The organism is Mycolicibacterium thermoresistibile, from assembly GCF_900187065.1.
Taxonomy (GTDB): Bacteria; Actinomycetota; Actinomycetes; order Mycobacteriales; family Mycobacteriaceae; genus Mycobacterium; species Mycobacterium thermoresistibile.
Genome location: NZ_LT906483.1, coordinates 4,368,661 through 4,386,022, shown reverse-complemented (window position 1 = coordinate 4,386,022; position 17,362 = coordinate 4,368,661). Strand labels below are relative to the sequence as shown.

The following is a 17,362-nucleotide window of genomic DNA, read 5'->3' as shown; positions in this document are numbered from 1 at the left end:
GGGGGAGGCACTGAATTGAGCCTCGGCCTCACCAACACCAGCACGTTCGACCAGGTCGCTCGAGCGATCGTCGTGGAGACCCGCCGCCGCGGCTACGGCCGAGACGAGTCGATCGCCGTGCTCTCGACGGCTATCCAGGAGTCCGGGCTGCGCATGGTGTGGCACTCGAATGGCCGCTGGCACGGATACTTCCAGCAGGACTCCAGCTATCCGGACCGGCTCGACCCCAACGGCAACATCCTCGAGTTCCTCGACCGCCTCGACCAGAAACGCTCCAGCGCCGGCGCTTCCCCGGACATCTGGCTCAACATCTTCTGGCTGCAGCAGCGGCCCTCCGACCCGTCCGCGCAGACCGCCTACGACCGCGGCCGCAAAGCCTACCTCGACGAGATCAAACGCCACGTCGACCAGGCCGCCCGACTCTACGACCACCACACAGGAGACACCATGCGACCCGATTTCAACGAGTTCCCGATCTGGTCGAAGAACTTCTCATCGCGGTCCGGCAAGAAGCCAACCATGTTCCTGATCCACACCCAGGAGGGGGGCGGCGGGGACGACGCCGCAGAGAACCTGGCGAAGTGGTTCCAGACCGCCAACCAGGTCAGCTACCACTACACGATCAGCCAGGCCAGCGACGGCGGCGTCACGGTGGTGGACTGCGTCGACACCGACTTCAGCTCATGGTCGGTCGGCAACGCAAACAGCATCAGCATCAACCTGTGCTTCGCCGGCTCCCGCGCAGCCTGGACCCGCGACCAATGGCTCAAGCAACGCAACGCGATTGACGTCGCCGCATACCTCGCCGTCCAGGACGCGAAGAAGTACGGCTTCTCGACGCTGGTGGTGCCGCCGCCGTATACGAACGGCACCCCGGGTATCTCAGATCACCGGTGGGTCACCGACGTTTTCGGCTGGGGCACACACACCGACGTCGGCCCCAACTTCCCCTGGGACGTGTTCACGGCCGCGGTAACCAGGTACGCCAGCGGCCAGCCCGCCCCCGCCCCGGCGAAGCGGTTCCCGCAGGACTGGTCCGACCGTGAGCTGCTGGAGTACATCGCCGCCCAACTCGGCCCCGAGCACAGCGCGTGGCCCGAGAAGTGGGCGGACCAGAGCGTCGACGGCAAGCCACTGACGCTCCGTGACGGGATGATTCGCGCACTGAAGCGGATCGAGCGGTTGATCGAGGCCCGCTGATGGCCCACGACGAGCACGGCAACTGGATCGGCCTCGGCGACGGCGACACCGGGCCGGGCGTGGCGCGGCTGCAGCACCGGCTGCTGTACGCCTACCCCACGTACTCCCGCTCCGAGGAACTCGGCGTCACCGAATCCGGCGTCTACACCCCCGCCACCCGCCAGGCGGTCATCAACATCTGCCGCCACATCAACGACCTCCCCGAGCACCACAAACCGCTGCACGCCCGCGGCCACATCCTGCGCACCGACGGGATCGCGGACTGGCGCGTTCAGATCGCCCTCGGCGCGGTCGTTCCCGCCGGAGGTAACGCCCCACCGGCCAAGCGGTTCATTCAACAGGGCGTCGGCTACCCCGCGATGGGATTCCTCACCCCGGATCCGCAGGTGTCCTACGTCGAATCACGCGATGCTGGTGTCGCGGAGCTGCTGCGCCTCGCGCTGCCGGATCCGCGGCCGAAGGTGCTGATCGGCTACTCCCAAGGCGCCGACGTCGCCACCCACGCCCTGCACCAGTGGCCGGCGGATCGCCGCAACGAGATCGCGATGGTCGTGACGTTCGGTTCCCCGGGCCGGGCGCCCGGGCCGACCCTGTTCGGCACCGATTTCCACGGCGCCGGCATCTCCGGCGTCTACACCCCCGCCTGGGCCCGCCCCCGCACATGGGACTTCATCCTCGACGGCGACTGGTATCCCGCCGCCAGAGGACTCCTCCCCCTGCTCTACGAGCTGCTGACCCGCATGGAACTGTCCCTCGAGTTCGCCATGTTCCTGGTGCAACGGCTGTCCACGGCGGCCGGGCAGCTGCTCCTCGGGGTGCAGCCGTCGGATCAGCCCGGCGCCGGCGCGCTCGCGCCGATCGCGCCGATGGTCCTCGGCCGCGGCGGAAACGTCCTCGGCGTCACGTCGATCTTCGCGCTGCTGCCGCAACTGATCTGGCTCCTGGTCGACGCCATCAAGTTCGTGCACACCAACGCCCACGTCCGCTACCACGACCTGCCCATGCCGAAGTGGGGCGGCCTCACCGGTGTCGATCGGGCGGCGCACCTGATCACCGAACACGTCGACAGCGCCGTCGTCTACACCATCCCCGGCACCTGGGCCGGATGGAACGACGGACCACCCGCCTGGACCGCCTGGAAACTCCCGTGAGAAAGGACCATTCGATGTCGATCTTCACCCGAAAGTTCTGGCGGGACACCGCAGAGCGAGTCGCCTCATCGGCCGGGCAGGGCTTTCTCGTCGGCGGCGGACTCGGCGTCGGCGCCGAAGCTGCCCAGGCCGTCGATGCCCGGTATTTCCCCTGGGTGGCTGCGCTGGGCACCGCCGCCGGCATGGCGGCGGCCACGTTCGCGAAATGCCTCGCGGCGACGCGGATCAGCGGCAACCCAGACAGTGCCGCCTTCGAACGGAAACATCCGGGCGGCGCCGCTTGAGCACCCTGGCGGTCGTGCTCGGGTCCGGCGGCATCGGCGCCGTCCTGGCCGCGAGGCGGAGTAGCTGCGGGAGATGCTGGTGGTGGCGGCACGTCGTCGCCTGCGCCGCCCACGAAGTGCCAGGCGTCGAAATCGTCACCTGGCGCGGATAGCATCATGGGTGTCAGCGTCTGGCAAACGCGACGAACGGTAAGCGGCCCCACTCCGACATGGTGGGGCCGCTTTCCTCCCAGGGCAGCTCAGAGTAGGACGAGGTGCGGGTGTGGGCGGCCGCGGACACGCCAAACGGACGGTGTTCCGTTCATGCAATGCGTACAGATTTCCTGCAAAGTCGCGGTGACCGCAACGACCAGCTGCTCCCGGTTAGCCTCCCCGTCGAACAGAAACATATGTAGTTTGGCGGCCTTATAAGCCGCTAGCTCACTCGGAGTCTTTAGAATCGTCGTGTCACGGCCAATTACAGCCCAGCCCTTCTTGCCGACGTCACGTAACCACCTTTCATCCGGGATCCCCTCCGAAGCCTCTCGTGATCCGTAGAGCTCAGGAGGCGTATGGACGACATAACCGTATCGCTGTATCGCTCTACGGAGGGTCTTGCCCGCGAGGTTCTCGTCGAGATAGAACTCAGGCGGCGCGGCCCAGGAGGACGCGTGCGGCGGTTCGGACTTCATCTCGTGAGATCCCGAACTCATCGGCAACGACTTCCCCCGGTTCTCCAGCCTTGAGCATGGCAGCTACATCCGCCACGCGTGGTCCTGAAACCCCGAATCTTGGTTGTCCGAAAGAGTGGCGCAGATCAACGACGATCTTCGCGGGCTGCCACTGCCGGAGAACGAGCTGATACGGAATCTCGGAGCTATCCCATGAGATGTATTGCAGGTAGTCTTCGACAATCTCCCGGATGACGTAACGCCCTGTACGCGCTTCTATAAGACCGGCACCTTCCCTTGACTTGGAGAAGTCCCAAAGCACGTCGATGCCATCCGTTGCAAGGTTGGGAGCGGTGAGCACGTACTCACGCCCAAACTCTTTCTGGAGTTTGTCAAGCGCGGGTCGCACACGTCGGAGCTGCACCCCAGCGTCGCGTAGCGCCGCGAGCACATATGCCTCTGTCAGTGCGATAAACGAGACGTTCGCCTTCCGGGTAGGCACGCCGTGAATCACGTGGATGAGTGGTTCGCCCCGCTCATACCCTTTTGCCCACCTATGGAAAGTCGGCTGACTGAGCGCTAGAAATCGGGCGGCATCTGCCATGTTGAGGATGCCCTGTGTGAACCGGGCGTCGTCTACCTTGGCGGTACCCATCACACCCCCTCTACAGCATCGCCTCTCACCAACAAAAACGTACCCCTTGTGGACGCGTTCCAGCAGCACGTTATGCGCGTCGCGCGGCAGAACCGTAACAAATTCGCAACGCAGCGTCCGGGCCCGGGCCTCACCCGTTGGCCTTACATTGCGTCGCTCACACCGCGCGTAGGTGCCGATCACGCGGTGGCGGCACGCGTCGGGTCGTGACGGTAGCGTCTGAACTGCTGATTGTCTGGTTTTGCGCAAAAATATGAGGGTCACACCGCGTGTAGGTGCCGCGCCTCGGCGGTAACGGCCTGCATGGCCGACCGCGACGCTCAACCAGCAGCGCAAGGACGGCACAGTCCAGTGAGCGGCGTTCAGAAGGCGAGCATCAAGATCACGCCGATGACCAGGAGCGCCGCGCCGATGATGGCGATGACGAGTTTCGCGAACTGCTGATCAGTCATGGGCAGTCCAGAAGGAATTGGAGTCGGTTCTCCGCGATCGACGTGCCTTGCCGTGCGTTGGAGATGATCGCCGCCTCATCGGCTTTGATCGCACCGACCTTCAACCGATTGCCGACCATCTGATCGCATTGCGCGGCGACGCGCCAGTTGTTCCGGTCAAAAATAGCGCGTTCGCGGTTCACGTCGTCGACGATGTGTTGCCCGATATCGATCGCGTCGATGCGGATGCCGTTTCTTTCCTCGGCGAACCCGAGGGGCATCGAGATCACGATTGGAGCATCAACGGGGGCTGGGGGAGCCGTCGTCGTAGTGGTCCTCGTCGTGGTAGTGGCTGTGTTCGAGTCCTTATTGTCTGCGCCGCCGCTGCATGCGCCGATTATGGCCAGCAGCAGCACGATGACGATTGCGGCGATGCCCGCCAGCTTGTAGACCTGACGTTTTTCTTCAGGAGTTTTGGCAGCCCATGCAGCTGCGGCTTCTTCCATCTGGCGTTGGCGTTCGGCTTTCTTCGCGTCCTCTGCTGCGAGTTTCTCCTCGGCTGCCCGCTGCGCCTTGAGATTCTTCAACGCTTTACGTTCGCGCCTACCCATCCCGGACCTCTGCACCGTTGCTCATGACCCGGAATGGTAACTGACCTTGATTTGCCAGGCGGCCTGTTTGCTATTTGACGATGCGTAGCTGTGGCCGCGGCTGAGATGGTTCGGGCGTGGTTTCGGCTTCGTGGACTGCTGCCGCGATCCGATCAGCCATCCGCGTGATCGCGTCGTCGGTGACGTAGCGTTTGGCGGCTTGCCGGCCGATCCGCATCATGGCCGCGACGTGGTCGACCTGGTCTGAGATCGTTTCGCGTGCTGCGTCCTCGGTGAGCGTCAGTCCGTAGCGTTCGGCGAGCAGCCGAACCAGCAGCTGTGCCTTGGGGTTGATCCACGGTGAGCGGCGAGCCATGCCCGGCAGCCTACGACGCCAGGGGATGCTGCTCGTCATGCCGCTTCCTTCCACGGTGAAGCAGACAGCGCAACCATGTCGAGCTGGAACGGGTCGAGCAGCTGAATCGCGTCCGCGCGGCGTGGTTCTTTGACCTGCGTGTATATCTCGGTACTCGAGAGATTCTGGTGCCGCAGCAGCGTTTGGACGGTGCGTAGATCAACCCCGGCCTCGACGAGCGCGGTGCCGAACCAGTGCCGTAGCTGGTGGGCGGACCCTACTGCGCCGGCCCGTGTGATGGCCTCTTTGATGGTTTGCCCCACGGATTCGCGGCGCTGATGTCCACCGTTGCGGCCGGGGAACCAGTAGCCTTTGCGTGGCATCCGGTAGGCGTGTTCGACAACGCGGTGGTGTAGCGGCAGGGTGGCGGTGATGCCGCCCTTCCCGGTGACTGTCATGGTGCGGCTGACCAGGTCGAAATGTTCGCCCCGGACTTTGGCGATCTCGAATGTGCGGAGACCTTCGAAGGTTGCGAGCAGGACCATCGCGCGTGTACGCGTGTGCATTCGAGTGGTGAGCAGGCGGGCGACGTCAGCGTTTGACAGTGGCCTGGGCACGCTCTTCGGCCGCTTTGGGTCGCCGAGCCGGAGCATCGGGTTGTCGAGACGGTGGCCCTGGAGCTGCAGCCATGTGAACCAGGCGCTGAGTGCCCGGTGGTAGGTCCAGCGGGTGCGCGGCATCCAGTCGCCGGCGGCGAGCCATTCGGCGATCTGTTCGCTGGTGGCGCTCTCCGGGCTTGTTTGGCACCAGTTCGCCATGCGGGTGACGGTGGCGACACGTTCATCGACGGTCCGCTTCGACAGCGATTGGGCAAACTGCCAGGTGCGCCAAGTGTTGACAAGCGGATACTGCACGGATTCCAAGCCCTCCCCGATGTTTGCTGAATCAGCATGCAGAATGGCCTGGATAACAGCACTTTGTGGCTGGTTCATGGTCACTGTTCAGTCACCTTTCGGGCACAGAAAAGCAGTGTGACTGGGGGATCCGTGGCGGATGCTGCGGAATGCAGCAACGGATGTCGAGCCTGGCAAAAAATCATGCGACGTCTTGCCGCTCAGCATCGTCATTGTGGCCTGGGAAGGGGAGTACGTTGTCCGGATTAGTTAGCCGATTCAGCCGCAACCGGTGGACTCGTAATGAATAGGTCAGGGGTTCGATTCCCCTAGGCGGCTCTGTTTGTCCGCGTCGGCAGCGCGGCTGTGTTCCTCCGCGAGCACCTCCTTGGCCACCTTCATCGCGGTGCTGGCATTCGGGAACCCGGCGTAGCCGGTGGCGTGGTAGATGACCTCGGCGATCTCGTCTTCGGTCAGTCCGTTGTTGCGGGCGATCTGTACGTGGAACCGGAGTTCGTCGGTGGCGCGCAGCGCGATCAGGATGCCCAGGGTGACCAGGCTGCGGTCCCGTCGGCTCAGCCCGTCGCGGGTCCACAGCCGGCCGAACACGTTGTCGATGCCGATCTCGAGCAGTTCATCGCCGAAACTGCCGTCCCGGAAGTCGACGTCGCCGTCCGGCAGCACCCCCGGCAGCAGTTCCCGGAAGACCTGAAGACCCTGTTCGCGCATATCCGTCATGCGGTAAAGGGTGACACGCCGGACTCATTTCACCGCCCTCGGCCAGCCGGGCCAGGCGGGTTCGGTGGGGAAGTAATCGCGGGGGTGTGGGCCCACGATCAGCAACTGCCGGTGTTGGTGGGAGTCCGGAGCGCGGTCGATGCGGGCGTTCAGGTCCTCCTGGCCGTGCGGCCATTCGGGGGTCTGGTACACCCAGAACCAGTTCAGGTAGCCGGTGATGGTCCAGTCGCCGGATACATCGATTGCCGGCGCGAACAGGGCCGCACTACGGGGCATCTCCGAATGCAGGCCGTCAAGAGGCGTGAACCCCGCGGTATTGCGGTCGTCTCCGACCATCGCGCCGAGGTACGGCATCAGACTTTCTGAATATCTCTGCCACAGAACAGGATTGGCTGGAGTATCCGCTGTCGTCGTGCAGTCCGCTGATGCTCGAATGTGTCGGCGAATTCACCAAGCGCGGTGTCGATCTGGGGGTACTCACTCAGGCCTGACGACGGAGAACAAGCCGGCGAATTGCTCGCCTGGGTACCGTCTGAGACGGTTTCCGCTGCAATCAAAGGTGGTGATCTCTGCGAGGAAAGCGTCTCCGTCGGAACCGGTGATCTGTTCTGCTACCGCGGTAGGACTGTCATCTGGCAACGGGGGCGGCGCAGGAGAACACCCCGGGATCGCGAATAGTGCTGCCGCGCAACAAGCCGCGGCAGCTCGTCGACGCATCATCATGGTGGCTCCGGTTGATCGGTTTGTGGATTCATCACCTCAGAAACCTGGTTATAGCGGTAAGTCGGCGCGCTCTTCATGTGCTCTGATGAGCCTTGTCCGAGAGTTTGTTCGGTCGCCTCGGCGAGGGTCCGGTTGTACTCGCTGAAACTCGGAGTGGCGCATGGCAGGTCATGAACTTCGCCATACGAGAGGATTCGAACTCGCCCTTCCGGGTCGTGCGTTATCCACCTCGGAGGCATCGCTTGCACTTCCACGCCCTGGAAGTCGTCGCCCTTCTCGCTGAGAAGGTGCTCACCGACGGCGATGTGGTCTCGGCCCGCTGAGGTGAAGATATCCGAGACGACCCCGTCCAGATACGGATCACGCTGATCGAGACTGCCGCCGTTGCTTGCCGGATCCTTCTCCCAGATGGGCGCGTCCATCATGCGGTCGGCCTTGTCGATCATGTGCCGGTCGACCTGCGTTCCGGTCTGCAGTTCGGGGTCTCCGTCCCGGACGATCGCGGAGATGTCCTTCATGTGTTGCTTTCCTTGGGCCCGTTGGCGAACTTCTGGTTGCCCAATTCCTGGTACGCGCTGTCGAGTGCGCGGAGGTCAGCGCCGACGGCGTTCAGGTCGGTGTTGGAGTCCCGGATGATTTCGATGATCTTTCCGGTGCCCTGGCTCACCAGGGCGTAACGCATGGCGTCGTCACTGGGACCAGGCGGCAGCCTGTCGGCGATGGCCGCCACTGTATCGTGCACGGTCTGCAGATCGTTGCGGCCGGTTGTGACGATCTGGGCGGCGCGGGTGATCTGAGCGCCGAGGCGACGGTCGAGGTTGGCCAATTCGCCGATGACTAAGCGGTGTTCGGTGTTGACCGCGTCGTAGGCATCGGCCGCGGTGCCGGTCCACTTGTCACCCGGTGCGGTGGATTCCAACCGTGAGGCCAGCTCACGGAACGTGGTGCTGTGGTCGAATTGCTCACCGGTCTGCGGGGTGCCCACCCCGTAGGTCTCGCGGGCTTTGCGCCACGTCAGGAAGAACGCGTCGAGCGCACTCATCGCGGAGCCCTGTCAGCAGACCCCACGCTGTCATCATCGCCCGGGTTCGGCGGCCCCGATGCAGATCATTTCGGGGCCAGGAAACCGACCGGGCCGGGGGAGATGCACACCGACAGCGCCGCGGTGTTGGCCGCCACGTCGATCGCCTCCCCGGCCCCGGGCAGCCGCACGTACACCCGGTTCAGCCCGGGCCGCACCGGCACCTTGGCCTCGGTGCCCTCACTCAACGACATGGTCAACGACCCGTCGCTGTTGGCCAGATAGTTGATCTCAGCGGTCCAGTCGGCCGGCAGCAGCGGACCGTCCAAGGGGATGCGAACCGGGAAGTCCGGTTGCACCAGGTATCCGCAATTCGGTTCCGGTCCCGGCACGATGGCGCGCACCCAGGTCACCTGCGCGTCGAGCAGTCGACCGGTGCGGTCGAACATCCGCACCCGGGTGGTGGCGTCGGCGAAATCCGGCCGCGGCCGCGCCAGCGCGAACATGTGGCTGGCCAGATTCGCCGGATACGCCACCCGCTGCATGATCAGCGGGTCCACCTCCTGATCCAGAAGCGGCGCATCGGATTCGGCCGCGGCCTGGGCCAACCCGGTCAGCACATGGTCCAGATACGCCGGCACCGGGCTGTCCCGCCAACTGGACAGGAACGTCACCGTCGAATACAGGCTGCTGACCAGGAACGCGGCGGTCACGCCGGCCACCGCGACGGCTCGGCCGCGGGAGGCGTCGAGCAGCGGCGACGGCCGGTTCGGGGCGCGCAACCCGACCGCGGCGAGCAGTGCCAACACCACCACCAGATCCGGGAAGTACCGCAGTGTCTGCGCCAACTCCAGTGCGGTGAACTGCGACGATCGGAGCAGATAGATCGGCACCTGGCAGGCCACCGCATAGCCCACCGCCACCAGCCACACCGCCCAGATGCGCTGTTTGCGGTACACCGACAGCACCAGCACCAGCGTCAGGGTCAGCCAGCCCAGCACCATCACGACCGGCGGCGGGGTCGCCCACGGCGAGGCCGGCGCCCACCGCTGCCAGTCCCACGGCCCACCCGCAAGCCCGGGCACGATGCCGTGAGTGACCGAGCGGCGCACCAGATCCCACGTCATCGCCCAGTCGAAACTCCACCGCCGCGAGTCGACCACCAGCAGATAGACAACGATCCACGCCCCGACCAGCGCCAGCGTCGGTGCCCACAACCGCAGCCCGCGGCGCCACACCCCGGCCGGCGCGGACCGCTCCCCGGTCACGTAGGCCAGCAGCGCGGTCACCGCGAACGCGACGAACGGGATCACCGCCGCCTTCTCGAAGAACAGCAACCCGCCGAAGAACACCAGGATGCCGGTCACCGCGTAGCGTGCACGGCCGGTGCGCACCAGCAGAATCGCGTCACCGCACACCCACGCCAACGCAGCCAGCATCGGCAGCGAGTTCAATCCGGCCGCCCACCAGGCGAATCCGGGCACCGCCAACGGGGTGAACAGTGCGAATATCAATGGCAGCAGCAACACCGGTCGCCATCCCAGGATCACGTGCAGGGTGCGCAGCAGCGCCAACGACACCAGTAGCTGCAGCACCACCAGGCTCAGCGCCGGCCCGGCCCAGTTGAACGGCGCCAGATGGGTGATGACGCCGGCCACCAGAAACGCGGCCGGCATGACGTGACCGTCGTGATCGTCGAACAGGTACTGCCAGGACAGCAGGTCGTGTGTTCCGGCCCGGCCCACCAGGATCAGATCGTCCCAGTAGTAGTAGCCGCCGAACGCCAGGACCGTCCGCACGACGAGCTGCGCCGCGATCAGCCCGACCGCGGCGCGCGCCACCCAGGACGACCCCGGCAGGGCGTTACCGCGGATAGGCGTCTCCGGCTCGCTGCCGCGCCTCCCACGCGGACTTGACCATGTCCTCCAGTGTGTGGCGCATCCGCCAGCCCAGATCCCGGGCCGCCAGCTCCCCCGACGCGACGATGCGGGCCGGGTCACCGGGCCTGCGCGGCGCGATCTCCGGCACGAAATCCACGCCGGTCACCTTGCGGATCGCGGTCATGATCTCGCGCACCGACGTGCCCGACCCGCTGCCCAGGTTGTACACCGGCTCCACCGGTTCCCCGGCCTGCAGCCGCCGCGCCGCCGCCACATGCGCCAGCGCCAGATCCGCGACGTGGATGTAGTCGCGCACACAGGTGCCGTCCGGGGTGGGGTAGTCGTCGCCGTTGATGCGCGGCGTCTCACCGCGATACAGCATGTCGAACACCAGCGGGAACAGGTTGTGCGGGCTGACGTCGAACAACTCCGGCGACCCCGACCCCACCACGTTGAAATAGCGCAGGCTGGTGTGCCGCAGCCCGGTCGCCCGGCCCACGTCGGCCAACAGCCATTCCCCGATGAGTTTGCTCTCCCCGTAAGGGGACTCTGGCCGGGTGGGGGTGGTCTCGGTGACCAGGTCGACGTCCGGGGTGCCGAAGGTGGCGGCACTGGACGAGAACACCATCATGTCCACCCCGGTGTCCTGCATCGCCTTGAGCAGCGTCACCATCGCCGACACGTTCTGCTCATAGGTGTGCAGCGGCTGCTGCACCGACACCCCGGCGTACTTGAACCCGGCGATGTGGATGACCCCGGACACCCGGTGCTCCCGCAACGCCCGGGCCACCAGGTCCGCGTCGAGCAGGGTGCCGCGCACCAGCGGCACCTCCGACGGGACGAACTTCTCCAGCCCGGTCGACAGGTCGTCGATCACCACGACCGGCAGGTCGGCCTCGAGCAACGCACGCACCACATGCGATCCGATGTAGCCCGCGCCACCGGTCACCAGCCAAGTCATGTGGGCAGGGTATTAGCCGCCGTCCCGGCCCGTCGATCAGGCCCGTGCCCGAGCAGTGCGAGCAGGTGCACCCCGATCCCCACCAACGGACCGCACAGCAACGCCACCACGGCGCGGGTCTCCAGAGCCGACGGCACCAACAGCAACAACGTCGAGGCGACGGTGGCGCTGACCCAGCCGACCGCGTACGCCCGGTGCAGGGCAGCCGCGACGGTGGCCGCGCCGGTCACCGTCAACACCGCGATCGAGGTGGCCGCCGCGGTCAACCAGGCCAGCACCGAGCCGTCGGCCACATAGTCGGGGCCGAACGCCACCCGCAGCAGCCACGGCCCGACCAGGCCGGCCCCCACCACCCCGACCGCCCCGACCGTGACCACCACCCCGACCGGGGCCACCAGAGCGCGCAGCCGTCGCGCACGCTCGTCGACGAAATGGGCGATCAGATTGCCCTGCATCGCGGTCAACGGAATCAACAACGGCGCCCGGGTCAGCATCACCGCCAGGATCACCACACCGCCCGCCGCGCCCAGATCCCCGTAGGTCGCCTTCAGCAGCACCGGGAACCCGGTCACCAGCACCGCGCTGGCCCCGGCGGCGGCGATGGAATGCGATGCGCCGCGCAGGAACGCCACCGTGCCCCCTGCCGTGCGCACCCGGGCGGCCTGCCGGGCCGACGGGGAGACCAGCAGCATCAGCAGCCAGGCCACCGCCCCGGCGACCGTCGCCCACAGAAACCCGACCAGGCCCCAGCCGACCGCGAACGTCGCGGCCGCGACCACCACCCGGATGGCCGCGTCGGTGACCATGAGCGAGCCGTACTGCGTCCACCGGTTCACCCCGGCCAACATGCCCAGCAAGGTGGCGTGCAGGCAGAACCCCGCCACCCCGGCCGCCAGCAGCAGCACGCTGAGCGGGCGGGCCTCGGCGAACACGTGACCGGCCCACACCGGCGCGGTGCCGACGATCGCGGCCGCGGCCAGCCCCGCCACCAGCGTGGCGATCAGCATCGGTCGGGTGCGCCGGACCGCGGGGTCGGGGGTGTGCCGCACCGACCGCACCTCCCGGGTGGCCTCCTGCAACAGGCCGTTGGCCGCGCCCGTGACCAACCCGAACGCACCCCAGAACACGCTGAACACCGAGAAGCCCTCCGGCGCCAGATCGCGGGCCGCCAGGTACATCACCGCGTATCCGCACAGCGCGGACAGGGCGGTGGCCACACCGACCCGCATCACGCTGGCCCGCGTGATCGCACCGGTCGCCGGGGTCGCGTCGGTCACAGTGGCGACACCGCCGCCGGCGCGAACGGCGCCGCGCCCAAGACTCGGTGGCGGGCGGTCACGCCGCCGGTTCCCTGACCGGTTTCGCGGCCGAGGCGTCGCGACGCCGCACGGACGGCCACGGCGCGATCGGATTGCCCAGCCAGCGGGTGTGTGCGGGCACCTCGTCGCCGCGCAGCACCAATGACCCCGGGCCGACCGTCGCGCCGGCGCCCACCCGCGCCGCCGGCAGTGCCACCGTGTTCGGTCCGAGTGTCGAACCCTCCTCCAGCACAACGGAATCCAGCTGGACGGTGGAGCCGTGCGCGGTCTGCGTCGACAATACGCAGCCACGGTTGACGGCGGCGGCGCGCTCCAGCGTCACCAGATCGGGGTGAGTCACCCGATACGGTTCAGACCACACCCCGCGGCCGATGCGGGCGCCCAGTGCCCGCCACCACAGGGTGAGCGCCGGGGTGCCGGTCGCGGCCCGGGCGAACCACGGTGCGGCCACCGTCTCCACGAACGTGGTGAACACACCGGTGCGCCACACCACCGACGACCACGGATACTCGCCGGCCCGGATCCGGCCCAGCACAACCCATTTGGCGAGCACCGTCAACACCGCGGCCAGCGCACCCGCGGCCAGCACCGCGCCGCCGGCCCCCAGCACCGCCCACCCGTAACCGAAGCGCAGCACCACCGCCTGCGCCACCGCCGACACCGCGGCACCGAGGCCGACGGTCAGCAGCACCGGGATCAGCCGGCAGCTCTCCCACAGCCCGCGCGACACTGTGCGCCGCGCCGGCGCCGCGGAATCGTGCACCGCATGCCCGGCGGGCCGGCGACGCCACCGTGCCGGCGGACTGCCCAACCAGGACGACCCCGCCCCGGCGTGCGGCGGGGTGACCGACAGCGCCGCGATCACCGCGTCGTCGGGCACCCGGTGGCCGGGTTCGGCGACACCGGAGATTCCGAGCACCCCACGCCGGCCGACGGTGGTCCGGGCGGCGTGCATCCAGCCGCCGCCGAGCCGGAAGCAGCCGACCGTCGCGTCCTCGGCCAGCACCGCACCGTCGCCCACCTCGGTGAACTTCGGGATGAGCCGCACCGCCGAGATCTCCGCGCCGCGGCCGATCTTCGCGCCCAGCACCCGCAGCCAGGCGGCGGTGAGCAGACCGTCGTAGACGACGACCAGGTAGCGGCGGGCGGCATCCATCAGCCGATCGGTGGCCCACAGCTGCCAGCCCACCCGGCTGCGCACCGGGTGGTGGCCCTCCCGCAAACCCACCGCCAGCAGCCGCACCCCGAGCACCGTCACCAGCGCATAGGCGCCCAGCGCCGCCGCCGCGGCGGCCGGAAGCCAGATCAGCGCCGGGACCAGCGCCGCCTCCAGGGAGGCGGTGTCGCGCACCGCCCAACCCAGCACCGCAAGCGCCGCCACGGCCCCGGTCAGCGGCAACGCGGCGGCCAGCAGGCCGGACAGCGCCAACACCACGGCCCACAGTGGGCTGCGCGCCGGCCGCTGCTCCGGCCAGGACCGGCCGACGGCGCCGGCCTTGCGGGCCGGCGACCCCCGCCAGAACTGGTTGTCGCCGACGCTGCCGAGCACCGCGGAGCCGGCGGCGATCCGGACGTTGTCGCCGATGACGGCGCCGGGCAGCACCGTGGAGCGGGCGCCGACCACGGTGTCGTCGCCGATCCGGATCGGGCCGACATGGAAGGCGTCACCGTCGACCCAGTACCCGCACAGGTCGACCCCCGGTTCCACCGCGCAGCGGTGCCCGAGCGTCAACATCCCGGTCACCGGGGGAGCCGAGTGCAGATCAACCCCCTTGCCGATCCTGTTGCCCAGCGCGCGGGCGTAGAACACCAGCCACGGCGTGCCGACCAGATGCTGGGCGCCGCTCGTCGCGGACAGCCGCTCGGCCAGCCACACCCGCAGCTGCACCGCACCGCCGCGGCGGTAGCTGCCCGGTTCCAGACCGGACAGCAGCGTCCGCGCGGCCAGGGCGGCGACGCCCATCCGGCCCGGCGGGGACACCACGAACACCAGGCCCGCGACGATCCACCACCAGTTCAGCGGCACCGTCCAGTCCACCAGCTGCCAGGCGGCGGCGACGTTGTTGGCCAACGCCAGCCACACCAGCCACGGCAGCCCGGTCCACACCGCCAGCGGCAGCGCCGCCAGCAGTTGCGCGGTCTGCGTCAACCGCGGGGTGGGTCGCACCGTCCGCTCCGGGGGTCGGCCCGGCGTCTGCAGGCCGTCGAGGTACGCGGCCAGCGCCCCGAGCCGTGGATGGTCGTACACGTCAGCGACGGTGACCTGCGGATAGCGCCGCCGCAGCGAAGCCACGAGCCGCGCGGCCGACAGCGACCCGCCGCCGAGTGCGAAGAAATCGGCATCCGGGCCGTGCACGGGCGCGCCGAGCACCTCCCGCCACACCCCGGCCAGCCAGCCCGCGGTGCCGTCCAGTTCGGGCGTGTCGCCGGCCGGGCCGTCCACCGGCCACGGCAACGCCGCCCGATCGACGACGCCGCGCCTGCCGGTGGGCAGCTGGTCGAGCAACACCAGCCGCGACGGCAGCAGCGCCGCCGGCAGTTTCTGCGCCAGTTCGGCGTGCGCCTCCGTCAGGTCGAAGTCCGGGTGCGGGCCGGCGAGGTAGCCGACCAGCACCGGGGCGCCGGCGGCGCCCGGGCGGACCGCGGCGGCGCCACCGCTGACTCCGGACAGCCGCGACAACGCGGCGTCGACCGCGCCGAGGTCGACCCGCCGCCCGTTCACCTCGACCCGATCACCGGTGCGGTCGACCAGATACAGGCCATCGGGCTCCAACCGCACCAGGTCGCCGCTGCGATACGCCCGCGTCCAACCCAGTGTCGGCATCGGCGCGAATCTCTCGGCGTCGAGGAACGGGTCGGTGTAGCGGGCCAACCCCACCCCGCCGATGACCAGCTCGCCGACCTCGCCGGTGTCGACCGGAACCCCTTCGCCGTCGACGACGGCCACATCCCAGCCGGCCAACGGCAGCCCGATGCGCACCGGGCCGTGCGGGGAGAGCCGGGCCGCGCAGGCGACCACCGTGGTCTCGGGCAGGCCGTAGGTGTTCCACACCTCCGGACCCGCCGTCGTCAGCCGCTCGGCCAGCTCGGGCGGGCACTCCTCGCCGCCGAGCAGCAGCAACCGCACCGACTCGAACGCCTCCGGCGGCCACTGCGCGGCCGTCGACGGCGCCGTGGACACCACGGTGATGTCGCGGGACACCAGCCATGCGCCCAGGTCCGCGGGGCTGCGCATGAGCGTCGGCGGCGCCGGCACCAGACAGGCCCCGTGCCGCCAGGCCAGCCACATCTCCGCACAGGAGGCGTCCAGCACCACCGGCCATCCGGCCAGTACCCGGTCGCCGGGCCCGAGCGGCCCGGTGGCCGGGAACAGTTGCGCTTCGGCGTCGACGAACGCGGCGGCGCTGCGGTGCGTCACCGCCACCCCCTGCAGCGTCCCGGAGCCGGTCGGGGTGTAGCTGACCCACGCGTCGTCGCGGGCCAGCGGCCGGGTGGCGCGCCAGCCACGTGACGTGCCGGGGCCGCGCACCATGCCGGCCTCGGTGAGCACCGCGACCACCGCGGCCTCCCGGAACACGAGATCGACGTATTCGGGTGGATCGTCGGCGTCCACCGGCACGTACGCCGCGCCGGCGGCCATGGTGGCCAGGATCGCGACGTAGAGCGCGTAGCTGCCGGCCGGCATACAGATGCCGATCCGGTCGCCGCGGCCGATACCGCGGGCCGCCAGCCACTCGACGCTGTCCTCGATGTCGGCGATCAGCTCGCGGTAGGTCAGCGCCACCGTGCCGTCATCGATGGCCGCGGCGTCCGGGAAACGGGCGGCGGTGTCGTAGAGGATGTCGATGAGGGTGCGGGGCGGCGGGGCGCTGGTCGACAGCAGGTACTGATCGGGAATTCCAGGGCGCGCCACGGCTACCAAGCTACTAAGCGGCCGGCCGAAACGGCCTGATGAGGCGGCCGGTGTCGCGCCGGGGGCCGCTGGCGGCGTTCAGCGGTGAACCGCTAGTGCTGTGTGGCCGCGAACCGCTCGAACGACCGCTGCACCTCGGCCTCGGCCTCGGCGCGGCCGGCCCAGTCGGCGGCCTTGACGTACTTGCCCGGCTCCAGGTCCTTGTAGTGCACGAAGAAGTGCTTGATCGCCTCCAGTTCGGCGGACGGCACATCGGCCAGGTCGGTGATGTGATCCCAGCGCGGATCGCCGGCCGGCACACACAGCACCTTGTCGTCGCCGCCGGCCTCATCGGTCATCCGGAACATCGCGACCGGCCGGGCCTCCACGACCACCCCGGGAAACACCGGCTCGGGCAGCAGAACCAGCGCGTCCAGCGGGTCGCCGTCCTCGCCGAGGGAGTCCTCGATGAATCCGTAGTCGGCCGGATAGGCCATCGGGGTGAACAGGTACCGGTCGAGCTTGATCTTCCCGGTTTCGTGATCCACCTCGTACTTGTTTCGTGAACCCTTCGGGATCTCGATGACCACATCGAACTGCACCGGTTCGGCTCCTTACG

General features: G+C 68.3%; 17 protein-coding genes. 3 read left to right on the top strand and 14 right to left on the bottom strand.

What is annotated here, in order from left to right; translation table 11 throughout:
* Positions 1-15 precede the first annotated feature (15 nt).
* The 3 genes from CKW28_RS20745 to CKW28_RS20735 are packed head-to-tail and all read left to right on the top strand — an operon-like array spanning position 16 to position 2,635.
* Positions 16-1,200, top strand: a complete 1,185-nt coding sequence (locus CKW28_RS20745; protein ID WP_003925112.1) for an N-acetylmuramoyl-L-alanine amidase — start codon at positions 16-18, stop codon at positions 1,198-1,200.
* Positions 1,200-2,351: a cutinase family protein gene (locus CKW28_RS20740; RefSeq protein WP_003925111.1), complete on the top strand. Its 1,152-nt coding sequence runs from the start codon at positions 1,200-1,202 to the stop codon at positions 2,349-2,351. Before CKW28_RS20745 ends, CKW28_RS20740 begins: the two co-directional genes overlap by 1 nt.
* Before the next feature lie 14 nt (positions 2,352-2,365).
* Positions 2,366-2,635 (top strand): hypothetical protein, encoded by a 270-nt coding sequence (locus CKW28_RS20735; protein WP_003925110.1) that lies wholly within the window; start codon positions 2,366-2,368, stop codon positions 2,633-2,635.
* A 239-nt stretch (positions 2,636-2,874) separates the two neighbouring features.
* Here CKW28_RS20735 and CKW28_RS24445 read toward each other — a convergent pair whose 3' ends face one another.
* The 14 genes from CKW28_RS24445 to CKW28_RS20670 form a co-directional block, all read right to left on the bottom strand.
* Positions 2,875-3,306: a PIN-like domain-containing protein gene (locus tag CKW28_RS24445; protein WP_157997577.1), complete on the bottom strand. Its 432-nt coding sequence runs from the start codon at positions 3,304-3,306 to the stop codon at positions 2,875-2,877.
* Positions 3,260-3,940, bottom strand: coding sequence for a DUF433 domain-containing protein (locus tag CKW28_RS20730; protein ID WP_003925109.1), 681 nt, complete (start codon positions 3,938-3,940; stop codon positions 3,260-3,262). Before CKW28_RS20730 ends, CKW28_RS24445 begins: the two co-directional genes overlap by 47 nt.
* Before the next feature lie 448 nt (positions 3,941-4,388).
* Complete coding sequence (locus CKW28_RS23700) at positions 4,389-4,958, bottom strand: hypothetical protein (RefSeq protein WP_131588026.1); 570 nt, start codon at positions 4,956-4,958, stop codon at positions 4,389-4,391.
* 94 nt (positions 4,959-5,052) lie between these two features.
* Positions 5,053-5,376: a hypothetical protein gene (locus CKW28_RS20720; RefSeq protein ID WP_234785028.1), complete on the bottom strand. Its 324-nt coding sequence runs from the start codon at positions 5,374-5,376 to the stop codon at positions 5,053-5,055.
* Complete coding sequence (locus tag CKW28_RS20715; RefSeq protein WP_234785030.1) at positions 5,373-6,308, bottom strand: tyrosine-type recombinase/integrase; 936 nt, start codon at positions 6,306-6,308, stop codon at positions 5,373-5,375. Before CKW28_RS20715 ends, CKW28_RS20720 begins: the two co-directional genes overlap by 4 nt.
* Positions 6,309-6,521: 213 nt before the next feature.
* Entirely contained in the window at positions 6,522-6,947 is a 426-nt protein-coding gene (locus tag CKW28_RS20710; protein WP_050811938.1) for a carboxymuconolactone decarboxylase family protein, read from the bottom strand.
* Positions 6,948-6,971: 24 nt separating this feature from the next.
* The gene (locus tag CKW28_RS20705) at positions 6,972-7,301 is read right to left on the bottom strand and encodes a hypothetical protein (RefSeq protein ID WP_003925103.1); all 330 of its coding nucleotides are present in this window, start codon (positions 7,299-7,301) and stop codon (positions 6,972-6,974) included.
* Between the two features lie 365 nt (positions 7,302-7,666).
* Positions 7,667-8,188: a TPR repeat domain-containing protein gene (locus tag CKW28_RS20700; RefSeq protein ID WP_040546615.1), complete on the bottom strand. Its 522-nt coding sequence runs from the start codon at positions 8,186-8,188 to the stop codon at positions 7,667-7,669.
* A complete protein-coding gene (locus CKW28_RS20695) occupies positions 8,185-8,712 on the bottom strand; it encodes an EspA/EspE family type VII secretion system effector (protein ID WP_050811937.1) in 528 nt (175 codons plus the stop codon). The genes CKW28_RS20700 and CKW28_RS20695 overlap by 4 nt, the downstream gene beginning before the upstream one ends.
* A 65-nt stretch (positions 8,713-8,777) precedes the next feature.
* Complete coding sequence (locus CKW28_RS20690; RefSeq protein WP_003925102.1) at positions 8,778-10,532, bottom strand: hypothetical protein; 1,755 nt, start codon at positions 10,530-10,532, stop codon at positions 8,778-8,780.
* Positions 10,533-10,554: 22 nt separating this feature from the next.
* Positions 10,555-11,532 (bottom strand): UDP-glucose 4-epimerase GalE, encoded by a 978-nt coding sequence (gene galE / locus CKW28_RS20685; protein ID WP_003925101.1) that lies wholly within the window; start codon positions 11,530-11,532, stop codon positions 10,555-10,557.
* Positions 11,529-12,809, bottom strand: a complete 1,281-nt coding sequence (locus CKW28_RS20680; protein ID WP_003925100.1) for an MATE family efflux transporter — start codon at positions 12,807-12,809, stop codon at positions 11,529-11,531. Before CKW28_RS20680 ends, galE begins: the two co-directional genes overlap by 4 nt.
* 58 nt (positions 12,810-12,867) lie before the next feature.
* Complete coding sequence (locus CKW28_RS20675) at positions 12,868-16,764, bottom strand: Pls/PosA family non-ribosomal peptide synthetase (protein WP_003925099.1); 3,897 nt, start codon at positions 16,762-16,764, stop codon at positions 12,868-12,870.
* A gap of 92 nt (positions 16,765-16,856) precedes the next feature.
* Positions 16,857-17,345 (bottom strand): inorganic diphosphatase, encoded by a 489-nt coding sequence (locus tag CKW28_RS20670; protein ID WP_003925098.1) that lies wholly within the window; start codon positions 17,343-17,345, stop codon positions 16,857-16,859.
* Positions 17,346-17,362 lie beyond the last annotated feature (17 nt).